This window comes from Glutamicibacter sp. MOO4 (assembly GCF_056934395.1).
The window spans coordinates 2425398-2439798 of record NZ_CM167800.1 but is presented as its reverse complement, the minus strand read 5'-3'; the positions used below and the strand labels follow the sequence as shown (position 1 = coordinate 2439798).

Annotated in this window: 13 protein-coding genes; 8 read left to right on the top strand and 5 right to left on the bottom strand. The window is 53.5% G+C overall.

What is annotated here, in order from left to right:
• Window positions 1-133 precede the first annotated feature (133 nt).
• From AC1Z3F_RS11425 to AC1Z3F_RS11410, 4 genes are all read right to left on the bottom strand, one after another.
• Window positions 134-652, bottom strand: coding sequence for a VOC family protein (locus AC1Z3F_RS11425; protein ID WP_131089211.1), 519 nt, complete (start codon window positions 650-652; stop codon window positions 134-136).
• Between the two features lie 133 nt (window positions 653-785).
• A complete protein-coding gene (locus AC1Z3F_RS11420; RefSeq protein WP_131089210.1) occupies window positions 786-1496 on the bottom strand; it encodes a TetR/AcrR family transcriptional regulator in 711 nt (236 codons plus the stop codon).
• Window positions 1497-1760: 264 nt separating this feature from the next.
• On the bottom strand, window positions 1761-3419 hold the full coding sequence (locus tag AC1Z3F_RS11415; RefSeq protein WP_483565743.1) for a cytochrome P450: 1659 nt from the start codon (window positions 3417-3419) through the stop codon (window positions 1761-1763).
• 57 nt (window positions 3420-3476) lie between these two features.
• Window positions 3477-4766 (bottom strand): FAD-dependent oxidoreductase, encoded by a 1290-nt coding sequence (locus tag AC1Z3F_RS11410; protein ID WP_131089208.1) that lies wholly within the window; start codon window positions 4764-4766, stop codon window positions 3477-3479.
• A gap of 256 nt (window positions 4767-5022) precedes the next feature.
• Between AC1Z3F_RS11410 and AC1Z3F_RS11405 the strand changes: the two genes are divergently transcribed.
• From AC1Z3F_RS11405 to AC1Z3F_RS11370, 8 genes are all read left to right on the top strand, one after another.
• Entirely contained in the window at window positions 5023-6492 is a 1470-nt protein-coding gene (locus AC1Z3F_RS11405; RefSeq protein ID WP_131089207.1) for an APC family permease, read from the top strand.
• A 118-nt stretch (window positions 6493-6610) separates the two neighbouring features.
• Window positions 6611-7486: a Gfo/Idh/MocA family protein gene (locus AC1Z3F_RS11400; protein WP_131089206.1), complete on the top strand. Its 876-nt coding sequence runs from the start codon at window positions 6611-6613 to the stop codon at window positions 7484-7486.
• Window positions 7487-7581: 95 nt separating this feature from the next.
• Window positions 7582-8550: a cyclase family protein gene (locus AC1Z3F_RS11395; protein WP_131089205.1), complete on the top strand. Its 969-nt coding sequence runs from the start codon at window positions 7582-7584 to the stop codon at window positions 8548-8550.
• Window positions 8547-9458 (top strand): hypothetical protein, encoded by a 912-nt coding sequence (locus AC1Z3F_RS11390; RefSeq protein ID WP_131089204.1) that lies wholly within the window; start codon window positions 8547-8549, stop codon window positions 9456-9458. The genes AC1Z3F_RS11395 and AC1Z3F_RS11390 overlap by 4 nt, the downstream gene beginning before the upstream one ends.
• Entirely contained in the window at window positions 9455-10429 is a 975-nt protein-coding gene (gene iolC, locus AC1Z3F_RS11385; RefSeq protein WP_242632494.1) for a 5-dehydro-2-deoxygluconokinase, read from the top strand. Before AC1Z3F_RS11390 ends, iolC begins: the two co-directional genes overlap by 4 nt.
• 78 nt (window positions 10430-10507) lie before the next feature.
• Complete coding sequence (locus tag AC1Z3F_RS11380) at window positions 10508-11647, top strand: Gfo/Idh/MocA family protein (RefSeq protein ID WP_483565742.1); 1140 nt, start codon at window positions 10508-10510, stop codon at window positions 11645-11647.
• Window positions 11644-12648: a sugar phosphate isomerase/epimerase family protein gene (locus AC1Z3F_RS11375; protein WP_165477301.1), complete on the top strand. Its 1005-nt coding sequence runs from the start codon at window positions 11644-11646 to the stop codon at window positions 12646-12648. The genes AC1Z3F_RS11380 and AC1Z3F_RS11375 overlap by 4 nt, the downstream gene beginning before the upstream one ends.
• A 76-nt stretch (window positions 12649-12724) precedes the next feature.
• Entirely contained in the window at window positions 12725-12949 is a 225-nt protein-coding gene (locus AC1Z3F_RS11370) for a hypothetical protein (RefSeq protein ID WP_131089201.1), read from the top strand.
• Between the two features lie 348 nt (window positions 12950-13297).
• Here the strand turns inward: AC1Z3F_RS11370 and AC1Z3F_RS11365 are convergent, their stop codons facing one another.
• Window positions 13298-14359: a YeiH family protein gene (locus AC1Z3F_RS11365; protein ID WP_483565741.1), complete on the bottom strand. Its 1062-nt coding sequence runs from the start codon at window positions 14357-14359 to the stop codon at window positions 13298-13300.
• Between the last annotated feature and the right edge of the window lie 42 nt (window positions 14360-14401).

Genomic DNA, 14401 nt, shown 5'->3' with positions numbered 1-14401 from the left:
TTTTAACCTTTGAAGATTGTGGAAGCCGGGTGTGGCATAACGCTTGAGAACTTGTAGGGGAGTGGTTCAGTGAACTTGGAAACTACCGGATGCCTTCAGCGGAAAACATCAGCAGTTTTCAGTTTCTTGGGAATTAGGCCCAGCGGGGCAATGCCATTCGTGCCTGCGTCGTTGATTCGTAAGGCATTCCAGGAGACCACTGAATGAGTTCGAGTACTAACCCCCATGTGGTTCTGAAATAGGCCCACCTTAGTCCTTCCATATCCTGTTCTTCCTGGATGATGTCCGAAATTTGAGTGGTGTCTAGACGACTTGCTAATTCGTCGCTTGCCTTATCAATGTCGTCGACATGCAGGCATAGGTGCCAGCCTCCTGGATCCGCAGGTCGAGGCGCTGCATCAGGAAGGGTGGCAGTTCGATTCGTGTACTCAAGTAGCTCGATATTGAATGAATTACCCAGTACCAGGTTCGCTTGTCGCAGTGTTCCTGGCTCGGGTTCCAGCTCACCAGGCCAGACGTATCCAAAATCATCAAACGGACCTGCCTTGATAACCACTTCGAATCCTAGGGCATCGACAAAAAAGTCGACTGCTTCCTCAAGATCGGGGACAGACATGCCGATATGGTCGAATGCTCTTTTAACTGTGATCATTTATCTCTCGATGTCTAGGGTTGCGAAAGCATCTTCTGCTAACTAACGGTCGGTAGGCAGAGATGGATATAAGGATTTGTGTTGAGAATTGGACAAAGAAACTAAGTGTTGATTCTGGTGGTGATCGGGCCGGTTAGGAAGCGGCCAATCCGAGAATTTGACGGGCGATGGCCACGGCTTGATCAGCGCCTCGAGACAGGCCCTTGGCTGTCTTTGTAGGTTCGAACCATCTGGTTGAACCCTCCAGCAGTGTGTTGACCATTTTCACCTTGATCGAGACATCTTCGAGTCCGAGGTCACGAGCAACCGCAATGTACAGCGATTCGTATAGATCGACCCAATGCGCCACTTGCACGCTGAGATCCACAGGAAGGATTTGCACTGATCGGTCGATACCAACAATCAAATCCCACAAATTGCTTTCGGGCAATTGAACCTGGCGTACGAAGTGGAGCCGGATCATCGAGTCGAGAAAGGACGAAGCGTCCTTCGCGGGGCGAACTGCATCAACAAGGGCGCTGCAAAAATGATGGAAGTGCCAGCGCAGGGATTCCGCGATGATTTCGTCGCGACCACCTGGGAAATGCGAATAAATTGTAGGTGCCTTGATATCAAGTTCTTTTGCCAACGTACGCATGCTAACGGACTGCATCCCGTGTACTACGCACAGCCTTAGGAATGCTTCGACGACACGACGCTTAGCAGGAGACATGTCGTCTATATGAGCGGTATCGAACTGACGCGCGAATTCATCCAACGCAAGCTGGCGAAAAGTTGTCGCCATAGGCTCTGACGTTGTCTTTTTCTTTTTTGTCGTTGCTCCATTAGCGGTCATAACCATCATCTTATCTGTTTATCCTGCAAATCTAACTTGCTCGCAGCTTGCTCTGCTCCACTGTAAAAACTGTTGTCTCCCGTTCGAATGTACTGTTCAATTCGAGATTGCGAGTTTTCGACGCAATGATCTTTCCTACGTAAAAGTCGAGTCCAGTTGGAGCTGATCATTAGACCTTCATTGAGGCAAAAGCTGACTAGTTTGCGTTGGTGCGATCAAGGCGATCGCTTGGTGGAGAGCTTTGCGGAGCTCTCCACCAAGCAAAACGGGTTACTACGACAGAGTGACAGGCATCTTGTCGTATGCGACTAATCGATCCGTGATGACGCGAATTGGCTCCTGAGCAATCGTGACTTCGGTAAATCGCTCCGCAATCATTGTGAAGATGATGTCAATTTCAGCACGGGCAATCAACTGACCTGCACAACTATGGGTACCCAAACCGAAGGTAAGGTTTCGGCTCGCATCGATCGGCCGCGTGAAATCAAACTTGTGTGGGCTGTCAAAAATTTTCGGATCGCGATTCACGGCCCCGATAGGGAATTTGACCATTGAACCAGCCGGAATGGAGATGCCCGCAATTTCGATGTCTTGGGTCGGGAATCGGGTAAGCAGGAGTTCGACGGGATTTAGCCGAGCGATCTCGTTGACAATCTGTTCGCGGGCTCCTGGATTATCCCGGTACTCTCGAAGGACTTCTGGATGCTCGGCGAAGATCTCAAGTCCGGCGCCTACTAGATATGCTGGATTCGGGGCGCCTGACATGTAGAAAAGTACCATATTTTCCAGAACTTCTCGTTCGGTGATTTCACCCCGTTTGCTTGCCGCTAGCAGCTCATCTGCCAAACCGTTGCCTGGACTCTCTTCCTTTTCCTTGAGCAGCTTCGCGGTTGTGTTAAACATGTAGTCTAGGCTTTCGATGGACTTTTCGCGCGTTCCAGGGGCAGGATCAGTTGCCTGAATCAACATTGCATTCCACAGTGCCCAGAACAGCGGCTCTACTTCGCCGTCTGGGAATCCCAGTACCTGCGCCATGGTTGTATGAGTCGGAACAACGCCCAAATCGAAGTGGCCGTCGATTACCTGTCCTGGCTTGTACCCAGCGAGGATTTCCTCCATGGAAGTCTTCGTCGCTTCGACCCACTGCTTGATCAGCTTCGGGGTGAACCAGCGAGAAAACAATCGACGTGCCTTTGTGTGATTAGGCGGGTCAAGAGAGAGAACGGTATTTCCAAAAGCCTTCCATGGATTCTCTTGAATCCAATCTGGCTCACGGATGCTCATGCTTGGTTCCTTGACGAATTTCATCGCCTCATCGTAGCCAAGAACGACGAATGTCGTGTCGTCAGTCTGATGAACGGGGCCCAGTTCGCGAGCTGCGTCGTACCAGGGATGAGGATTTTTTTGGAAGTCTTCGTTGCTCCATGGGAACAGGTCTGAAGAGTGTGAGCTTTTTTCCACTTGTTCGGATTCACCTTCGGCATTGAGGATGGGCAGGATCTCGTTCGTGAGCCATTCTTGGGCAACCTGCGCGGGATCGAGTCCGGTCACTGCGTCATGCTTTCCGGTTGGCCCGATTTGTTCAGCTCCTAGGTCGATCAAAAGCGTAGAAACTGTTGCTACCGCGTTGTTGTAGTTTTCGTAGGTGCGATCTCCCAATCCGAAAGCGGCGAACTTGAGTCCGCTTAGATCTGGGCGTTCAGCCGACAGCGCGTCGTAGAAAGGTTCTGTCGTTGCCGGCAGCCCGCCCTCGCCGTAGGTGGAAGTAACGAAAATGGTGAGTTCTGCGTTGGAAACGTCTGAAACACTGGTGTCGGGCAGTTCGCCTAAATTGCTCGTGAACCCCGTGGAGGAAAGCGCTGCGGCGATCTCATCTCCCACCATTTCTGCGTTTCCGGATTCTGTTCCATACCAAACGTTGACTCGAGTCATCGGTGTTTCCTTTTGTGATTAGGTGTTGGTTGATTAGTGCGGTGAAGCAAGAAGTTATTAGCTGCGCGTCTGTGCGACTACGTCGCTCATTTCGGACCATGATGTGAACTTTTGCCTGATGCGACCGGGCCGTGCCCTAGTTACTTCAGCTTCATCAATGGCTTTCCAATCAGAAAACGAAACCGGAGTTTGAGCCAGGAATGGTGCAACGCCGGCCAAACCCGTGAGTTTAGATTGTTTTCCCACCTTTGCGGCGACCAGTTGCGCAGTCTGTTTTGCAAGCGCTCGGTTTTCGGCGAGGTTTCCTAGCCGGCCGGTAGCGCACCCGCCGGCGCGAAATACATTGTCGGCAGGAACTTCGCCAAAACCGATACGACGCTCTTCGAAGCCAATCGCAGTAATGACAGCCGATGCCCGAAAGGACGTTTTGGGAGACTCTGCGGACAGGTGAGCGTCAGATGTTCCATTTTGAGTTCTGACAGTTATTTGATTGGCATAGGCATTGTCTTCTTGGAGGTCGATTTCGCGCAGTTTCTGGTTGAAGAAAACTTCGACGCGAAGTCGTTGATGGCGCGTTGGCCCCGAGAATGTGTCAGTCCTTTCCGTGGAGCGTCTTCCGTCCAGATAGACCTCAACACCGGGGATGGAGCACAGCTCCTTGAACATCGACGGGTCCCAACGAACTTGTTCGTAGGGGCTTCGGGAGAGCAACGTGATGCGAGTGATTTTCGACGGCGCTAACGCTTCTCGAGCCGCGTCATCGACATCCGATCCATCAAAACCCTCATCTGACTTGGCGAGTAATCTCGCTACATCCATTGCGACATTTCCTGAGCCGATGATGAGAACAGAGTCGCCTAACTCCACAGTTTCTTTTGTGCGAAGGTCACTGTCTGGATCGGCGTTGAGGTAGCGAAGCAACTGGCTGGCACCCCAAATCTTGGCACCGGGGTGGACCGGCACAGGAAGTGCCCGTTCAGAAGGAAGCCCTGTCGCTATGACTACAAAATCAAAGTTTTCCTGGAGGACTTCAAAAGGGAGATCTTGCCCGATTCGAACGTTGCCTACGAATTCGACTTGGTTCGATCCGAATAACCGCTCAAACTGCCGAGTCACGTTTTTCATTCCTTGATGGTCAGGAGCCACTCCGTAGCGTAAAAGTCCGTATGGAGCAGGCCTGGCTTCGAAGACTGTAATGCGTACTTCGGGGATACATTTGAGCATTGCGAGTGCGGCGAAACATCCGGTTGGGCCGGAGCCAACAATCGCAACGTGGGCTGAAATTTTTTCATCATTTTGTCCACTGTCCGGCATGATGCCTGACAAATAATTTGTAGAAATGGACATAATATCTCCTAATGAGACTATAGACACGTCTAGTATCTATGTAGAACATGATTCTTGATTACCATAACGCTACCTAACGTTCGTTAGGATGTCTAGGGTGAATTTTTCGGAGTTCGTAAACGTCTTGTAAACAAAAACAAACAACCTCTTCCCTAACTTACGATCGTTAGGTAGCGTGGTGACAATCGCACCGGTGCTGCGCATCACACGACCGGCAAGTGCGGTTCGTTCCCTCCCTCTCTCCAAGGAACCCACCATGACTAAAACATCCAAGGATGTAGGGGCGTTGCCTACGCAACTCCCGTCATCAACTACTCGATTGTCAGGAAATCTAGGTGCAACGTCGCTAGTTCTGAGCGTCCTCGCCTTTTCCGCTCCCATTGTGACCGTTTCGGGATATATTGCCTTCGCAATTGGCTTTGTTGGTGAAACGGCGCCTCTGGCCTGGGTCGTGGCAACTATCGGTCTAGCGATCTTTTCGGTTGGCTACACCACCATGACTAAGCACATCAAACGCCCAGGAGCTTTCTACGCCTACATTTCACTGGGGCTCGGGAAGACGCTTGGACTTGGCGGAGCCTACCTAGCAACGGTTTCGTACATGCTGATTACGGTTGGCATCTATACATTTACCGGGACAATGGTTTCTTCTGCTGTGGAAGCCTTAGGCGGACCAATTATCCCGTGGTACTTGTGCACTGCAGCCAGTTGGATTGTCATCACCGTCCTTGGCCACTTCCAAATTGAACTTTCCGCCAAGGTACTGGGCATCGTCATGGTCCTGGAGATTATCTTGGTAGCAATTTTCAACGTCGTCGTTCTCGGCAAGGGCGGTGAAAGCGGGCTGTCAGTTGAGCCCCTGAACCCAGCCAAGTTCTTGAATGCCGGCACAGGCATGGCATTGTTGTTTGCTTTCGGAAATTTCGTCGGATTTGAAGCAACTGCTCTGTATCGGGACGAAGTTCGAAATCCAGGAAAGACGATTCCTCGGGCAACGTATATGGCTGTCTTCCTCATCGGCGGGTTCTACGCGATTTCTGCGTACTCAATGATTACCGCCTATGGATCAAGCGCGGTCTCGCATGCGGTTGATGACCCAACAACGATGTTTGATTCAGCGATGGCAACTTACGTCAGCAACAGCTTGGCCACAGTGACGCTGGTTTTGGTAGCAACTTCAGCGCTGGCATCGGTGCTATCTACACACAATGTGGTTGCACGATACCTTCAAAACCTCGGTGCAGATCATGCTCTTCCGAGCTTCTTGGCTGCTGTACACCCGGTTCACAAGTCGCCATACAAAGCGTCGGGAACGAACTCCGTTCTGGTTGGCGTACTTCTCATTCTTGGTGGGCTCATCATTCACGACGAGGACCTAGTTATCGGAACTGGCAGTGGCTTGGGAACGGCAGGGGTTCTGTCCCTGATGGCCTTGGTGAGTTTTGCAGTGGTCCGATACTTCGCTATGGCTGGCCGCCCGGCAGGCGAATCAGTGTGGAGGGTGAAAACTGCGCCTCTGATCGCCGCATTCATTCTTTGTGCAGTCGTAGTGTTTGCGCTTGTTCGATTCGATCTTCTCGTCGGCGGAGAGCCAGGAGAACGGCTTTGGCTCCTGCTGATCCCGATCCTGTTCATCAGCGCGGGCTGTCTGGTTGCGATTCGGATGAAACGTCTGCATCCCAATTTGTATGGCTGCCTTGGCCGTGCAGAAGGTGACCGATCCTAGCGGAGCTTTCAAGCTCGGAAATTTGAAGTGGGCTAAATCGCTCATTGAATTCATTGCATTGCGGAAGACGTCGACTGTCTCCGCAATGAACAGAAACAACAAAAGAAAGTAGGACAAGATGACTGCAGTAAAAATTGGACTCGTTGGCGCCGGCCCGTGGGCAAAGATTTTTCATGCGCCAATGATCACCGGAGGCCCTGAAGCGGAGCTTACGGCTGTCTGGGCTCGTCGACAAGAAGCTGCCCAGGAAATCGTTGATGAGTTCGGAGGCGTGGTCTCCGGCTCCTTCGAAGACTTGGTCGAGTCCGTAGATGCAATTGTCTTCGCCGTCCCGCCATTCATTCAGGCGGAACTGGCGGCAAAGGCCGCGCCGGCCGGCAAACCGATGTTGTTGGAAAAACCACTTGGTGTGGATCTTGAACAGGCCGAGAAATTAACGAGCACCCTGAACGAAGCCAACGTAGCTACGCAGGTCATGTTCACTAACCGGTTCAGCCCACGCATTCGTGAATTCTTGGCTGATGCACGGAAACAGAAGCCGATTGGCGCTGTTGGAAGCTACATCAATCAGGCAGCACTTCCAGGTGGCACTTTTGCAACTCCTTGGCGAATTGAAAAAGGCGGCCTCCTCGATCTTGGGCCGCACGTTCTGGACACTTTGGACGCGGCAGTTGGGCCTATTACCCAAGTTCGCGGTGAAGGCGATCCACAGCGCTGGTACATCTTGACGGCTACTCATGAGAACGGGGTTTTGAGCCAGGCCGCTTTGTCGCTCACTAGCCCCGTCGTCACTGACGTAGCCGGCGTCAAGGTATATACCGAAGACGGCGAACTCGAATGCGAATTCGTGGGCAAAGACGGTGACCCTGAGACGCCTCACGTTATTCGCCGAGAATTCGCCGAAGTCGTAAGGTCTGGCAATTCTCACGAGATTGACGTGAATCGAGCCCTCTATATCCAGCGATTGCTTGAACAAGCAAAGACCGCCAACTAAGTAATTCGGATTGCCTGGTGCCATAGGCGGTATCCGAAGATTTACAAAATTGGACGCGGGCCCTTGATGGCCACTCAAATTTGAAAGGTGGACACATGTCTCAGAACGTCATTGCCACTACTATCAACGAACTGCTTGGCCCGAACGCGCCGAAGAATTGGGGCAAGTGGGGCGAGCAAGATGAGGTCGGCAGCCTCAATTACTTGGATGCAGCCCAAATTCTGAAAGGAATTGCATCAGTCCAGTCCGGTGAGGTTCATACGCTTCAGGTACCCATCGGTGACCCCGACCTTCCTGATCCGGTGTGGCCCGGCCGTGAGCCCGCAGTACGCACCCCAGTCATGGACGAAGGTTATTTCATCAGGGGTGAAGAAGAAGAACCGTCCGATGGCCATCATTGGGCGGACGACAAGATCGAAATGTTCACGCAGGGGTCGACGCAGTACGACGCGCTAGCTCACTACTGGTACGACGGCAAGGTCTGGAATGGTTATCCGGCGGAAAGCACTGTGGGCGAATTGAGCAAGGCATCGGTACTGCCAATTGCTGAACGCGGTGTCGTTGGCCGAGGTGTTCTGATCGACGTGGCGCGTGCCCGCGGCAAAGATGCGCTTCAACGCGGTGAAACCATCACTCTGCAAGATCTTTTGGATGTCGCCAAGCTTCAAAATATCGAAATTTCCAATCGCGACATATTGCTGATTAGAACCGGCTGGATTGGCTCGTACTATCGGACCCAGAGCTCTGAGTTCTTTGACGATTGGAACGAACCAGGATTGATCTACAGTCCCGAACTAGTGGATTGGTTCCAGGAAATGGAAATCCCGAACTTGGTTACTGACACCATTGCGAACGAATTGAGCTTCTACCCCGGGGGGCTCCAGCTTCCGCTGCATTGCGCCTTGATGCGCAATCTCGGGGTCGCCTTCACTGAACTGTGCCAATTGGATTCGTTGGCTGATGCCTGTGCAGCAGACAAGCGGTGGAAGTTTCTCTACACTGCTGCGCCCCTCAAGATTGTTGGCGCAAGCGGCGCCCCAGTTAATCCGGTGGTGATCCGATGAGCGCTCATATCGAAGAAACAAGCTACGAGACAAATGTCGATCCTGTCCCACGTGGCCCAATCGATGTGTTCCGTGATGAGTACGGAATGTTCAGTATGGTCGCAGTAGATCAGCGAGGCTCGCTACGTCACATGCTGAGTGAAGGCCGGCAGGGTGCTGCAATTGCGGACGATGAATTGTCCAGTTTCAAGACTGACTTGGCTCTGGCTATCGGGGACCAGGCAAGCGGCCTATTGCTTGACCAAGATTACGGGCTAGCAGCAGCGAGAAACGCACAGTGCCCGGTAATCCTGGCCGCCGATATCTTGAGCTCCAGCCAGCCTGGTGGTCCCATGGACATCGCTCAACTTGATGATTCTGTGACTCTCGAAACTGTTCAAGCTTTTGGCGCGAAGGCTTTGAAGTTTCTACTGCCCTGGCAGCCCAACCGCAGAACCGAAGCCGTCGAGCTTGCTCATGCCTTCATGGAGCGGTGCCGCGAGTTTGGAATTCCGGGAGTGCTCGAGGGCGTTGTCAGGCCACGCGAGGGGCATCTGGAATCGGCCGAAGGCTTCTCGGAAGCGCTCATCATGGCCGCATCGGACCTGTCCAAGGTGCAGCCAGACCTATATAAGACCGAGGTCCTCTATGGTGGCGAACAAGATCGAGCACTGGCAGTAGCAACAGCCAAATCAATCACTCGCGAACTTGACTGCCCTTGGGTTGTTCTTTCCTCCGGCGTTTCTGCCGAAGAATTTCCTGAAGCGGTTTTGGCAGCAGTGACGGGTGGAGCAAGCGGGTTTCTGGCTGGTCGGGCTGTTTGGAGCCGTGCAACGAGGGCGGCAGATCCTGGCGATTACCTGCGCTCTCATGCGCCAAAGAACTTGCAATCAATAGCAGAGCGAATTCGAAAGACAGAAGAACGATGAACAACAGGATGGACCAAAAAGCCGATGTCGTGGTGATAGGTCGAGTTTGCATCGACCTGTATCCGGAACAATTCGGAGTCGGGCTTGAGGAAATCACCAGCTTCAGCAAGTCGATTGGAGGCAGCGCAACGAACGTTGCGGTAGCTGCAGCACAGCTCGGAAATTCCGTACGGCTGATCAGTCGCGTCGGTGACGACCCGTTCGGGGAGTATGCCAAAAATGAAATTGCCCGCCTTGGTGTAGACAACACGGGGATAACAGCCGTAGCCGGAATGAAATCGGTGCTGACTTTTTGCGAAGTCTTCCCACCGGATAATTTCCCTCTGTATATCTATCGCGAGCCTACTGCTCCGGATATGTACATTAATGGTGACGAACTGCCTTTGGACCTCATTGCGAAGAGCCCTATTTTCTGGGCAACCGCCACGGGCTTGTCTAAGGAACCGACGCAGTCTGCCCACATCATGGCCTGGGAAAAACGCGGGCGTAAGCCCAACACCATCTTGGACCTGGATTATCGTCCGATGTTCTGGAAAGACGAGGACCAAGCGCACCAAGCCGTTTCCAAGGCGCTGGACCATGTCACGGTGACAGTTGGAAATCTCGAAGAGTGTCGAGTTGCAGTAGGGGAAACTGACCCGGACCGGGCAGCAGAGGCCTTGCTGGATCGTGGCGTGGAATTGGCGATCGTCAAGATGGGCCCCGAAGGCGTAATGGCAAGAACCCGTACGCAACGCGTTGAGTCCAAGCCGATTCCAGTAGATGTAATCAACGGCCTGGGAGCAGGTGACGCATTCGGAGGTGCATTGTGCCATGCGCTGCTCAGAGGGATGTCGTTGCAGGAAACACTGGACCTCGCTAATGCCGCAGGCGCTCTGGTCGCGACGAGACCGCAATGTTCATTGGCCATGCCGAGCTGGGACGAGCTCCATGAGTTTTCCGTTCAGGCACACGGCATTCCAGCCAACTGATGAACGACTCTGCAGGATTACCAGGTGCATTCCCATCTGATCTGCATAAAACAGAAATAACGAGCATAAGGAAAAACAATGAACGAGATTAGAGTTGCAATTATCGGTGGTGGCGGCTTCATGGGGTATGCCCACAGCCTTGGATGGGCATTGGCTCCCATCACAGCCGATGCAGGTGCAGTCGTTCGCAAGGCCGTACTTGTTGAAGCCGATGAAGAACGGGCAAAGTCGGCAGCGCAACGACTCAATTGGGAAGAATGGTCGGATGACTGGCGTGCTGTTATCGCCAGGGACGACATTGATGTTGTCGATATTGTGACTCCTCCAGGGTCGCATGCAGAAATCGCTGTGGCAGCTCTGCAGGCCGGTAAGCATGTGTTCGTCGAGAAGCCCATCAGCAATACGCTTCAGGACGCAGAGATCATGCAAGCAGCGGCCGAAAAGAGCTCATCGGTGAGCCAAGTGGGCTTCAACTATCGCCATGCAGCTGCAATTACCTTGATCAAGAACATGCTTGACGACGGGACCCTGGGCCATCCATTGCAATTCCGTGCTCACTACACGCAAGATGTCGGAGCGCTCGGACGTGTCTTGAGCGGGTGGCGCGCCAAGAAGTCTGCCGGTGGATCTGGCGTTACAGGCGATATCGCTTCTCACATCATCGATTTGGCTTCGTATCTCGTTGGAGACATTGAATCGGTTAACGCAATTGTCGGCGCAAAGAATCCGAAAAGTAACACTGCGTGGCTTTCGGACGAAGAAAGGAAAGCCGGAGACCATCTCGATGACGCGGCTTTGTGGATGACCAAATTCGAAAACGGCGCAATTGGTTCATTCGCGGCGACGGTGTACGCCTCGGGGCGCAAGAACCGGCTATTTTTTGAACTTGAATGCACGGGCGGCACCGTTGAATTTGACTGGAACCACACTGACGAAATCAAGCTCAGCTTGGTCAGTGATGACCCAGACAAGCAAGGCTTCCGGACTATCACGTTGAACGAAAATCACCAGGATTACTGGTACCCATTGGGCGGTATGGGAACGGGTTATGCAGATGATGCATCCCTGCAGCTTCAAAAGTTCGTACGTGCCATCGTCGAAGGACGGCCGGGTACGCCAGGGTTCGCGGAAGCGACACGTACTCAGCGCGTCATTGAAGCTGTAATGCAATCTGCTGATAGCCACCAATGGGTAGCGGTAGACGAGGTGACGGCATGAGCCTGGACTTGAGATGGAGCACTGACATTGTCACTTTTTTCAACCCTGAATATTGGGATATGCCCGCTGAACAGGCCTACAGCGAGTGGGAAAGAAAAGTTGACGAGGACCCTCATCGATTCTTTGACAAAATGCTGGACGGCGCTGCCGAAGCACAACTTAGCGGCATCGAATTAGCGCCAGCACCCGGTGGTTGGGTTAATGCGTTGCGTGCTTATGGGACCGCTACTGCTTTCAAGAAGGAGCTAGACCGGCGCGGCCTCGTACTTTCATCGAGCTATGTGTTGCCGATAGCGCTCAAGGCAGTCGTGGACGCCCCAGACGCCAAGAGCAGGGCCGTTGCCCTGAACCGGCTTCATGAGGAGACGGCGCAACATGCCGAATTTCTTCGTGAGGTGGGATGCCAAACGTTGATTACTAGCACCGTGCCCAGGGCAGAGTTCTCGGAAACGGCCGGAGTCGAAGCATCGGCCGATTCATTCGCGAAGCCTGCCGATCCTGATCTTATGGGATCCATCGCTGACGTGCTGGAAGGCGCAGGGAAAATTGCTTCCGAGAGCGGAGTGCATCTCGCGATTCATACAGACGCCTATTCACTGGCATCACGAGTCGAGGATATAGACACCCTGATGAGCATTACGGATCCGAATTTGGTGAAGCTGTGCATAGATGCGGGGCATATCGCTCTTGACGGAAGCGACGCGGTGAGCGTGGTTCGCAAGCATGCTCTACGTGCGCCGATACTTCATTGGAAAGACTGTGCAGCACATTTACCCCCGCACAAATTGAGCGGAACACCGATGGAACGACATGACGTGATGATCAAATCGTTCCGAGTTATGGGTGAAAAGGGAATTGTTGATTGGCGCAAATGGACCATGACTCTGAAAGAACAGCAGTGGTCTGGCTGGGGTGTAGCGGAAATCGATATGTCTGTTGATCCGATTCGTGAAATTCGTGATGGAATCGAATACTACGATTCTGAACTCTCCCAGAATTGATCACTAATGTTCCGGTCTCTTAAGGCAGTTCGGTAATTTCATAGTGCCTGAGGAGCAAGGGTTAAGAGGCATCACCATGGCTTACGAAGATGTAGTCATCAATACTCTATTACGTGCTTTGGATCCCCAAGGCGTAAATGCTGCAGGCGAGCGAGGCATACCAGCCGCGGGGCGTAGCCGGCAAAATGACGAAGAAGTCGTCGAGAGAGAAGATCATGTAGATTTCGAATTCCTTGCCACTCCTGCGGAAAGGATTTTGTCGTTCTTCAAGAGACAACATCGCGAGATAGCGTCTGACTAAACGACAACGGAACCAGAGGGTTAGTGGGAAAGGTTTACAGCGGACCGGCTTGGTGCGCCATCGTGATCCTTGGTCTTAAAGTGCGCGGCAAAGGGACTTGTCCAGGATTCAGAGCTTCGGATGATCGAGTTCTGAATTCAGGCAAGTTCCTTTGCCGCATTCTCTGGAGACTTCAAGAGGCAAAGTCGTGCCGCTCCCAGAAGGTGACCCGCAATCCGTGATGAAGGGTCCTAAAAGACAACTTGGCTTAATATTTGCCAATAGAACTAGCGCGTCAATATTGGCTTTTGGCCAAGGCCCGTTTCGAGGAAAGTCTCGCGTGGCCGACGTCCTCTGCTGGCTACAAAACTAGGCCGGTGGGAAAAGCACGGTTCCGCTGGCTGCCACCGTGATGATGATGAGTGTTGCGATCACGCCCAGAAGCAACGCCTTGACGCCGGTAGTGAAGATGCTGCGCAGGTGGACCCCGAGCCCCAGGGCAAACATGGCCGCAGACAAGAGCAGGGTTTGCACGGTGGAAGCGCCGTCGATGAACACCTCGGGGAGATCCATGGTGGTGCGCACCAGCATGGTGGCCAGGAAACCAATAATGAACAAGGGCACCAGCGGCGGATTCTTGTCGCCGCGAACGCTGTGCTTGCGCCGCATATAGATTCCGACTCCGGCAACCACCGGAGCGAGCAGGAGAACCCTGGCCAGTTTCACGGTGACGGCCACGGCCAAGGCGGCTGCCGACACCGAGCCAGCGCCGGCCACAACCTGTGCCACCTCATGGGTTGAAGCGCCCACGAGCATGCCGATGCCGCGTTCATCCAAACCCAAAAGCAGGCCCAGCGCGGGCATGGCCGGAATCATCAGGGTTCCGAAAAGCACCACTAGGCCAACTGCTGTGGCTACTTGATGCTCCTTGGCCTTGATTGTTCCTTCAGCCCCAGCCACAGCTGCCGCGCCGCAGATGGAAAAGCCAATGGCAATCAACAGCCGTTGTTCCAGGTCCAGACCCATCAGCTTGCCGATCCAGGCGGTGAGCAGGAACGTGACGGTCACCGATGAAACCACCACCAGCAGCACGCCGGGGCCAAGAGCAAGGATGGATTCCAAGGACAATTGGAATCCCAGAAAGACGATTCCCCACCGCAGCAGCTTCTTTGCCGAAAGTGCCACTCCGGAATCAACAACATGAGGCACTGGCGCCAGGTTGCGCCACAGGGCGCCAAGCACAATGGCGATGAGCAACGCGCTCACGGAACTGGTGAAATGGCGGGCGAGCATGCACAGCGCGCCGACGGCCAGGCACAACAGCACGCCAGGGACCGGGCCGGAGAGCAGCCGGGTGGCCAGCGGCGTTCTGCTGGCCATGCCGGCATCGGAAGCAGAAGCAGTGCTGGTCGAGCCCGAGAGGTGGTTCATGCTCACCATTCTCCGCCGATGCGCTAGCCAGCGGTATTCGCC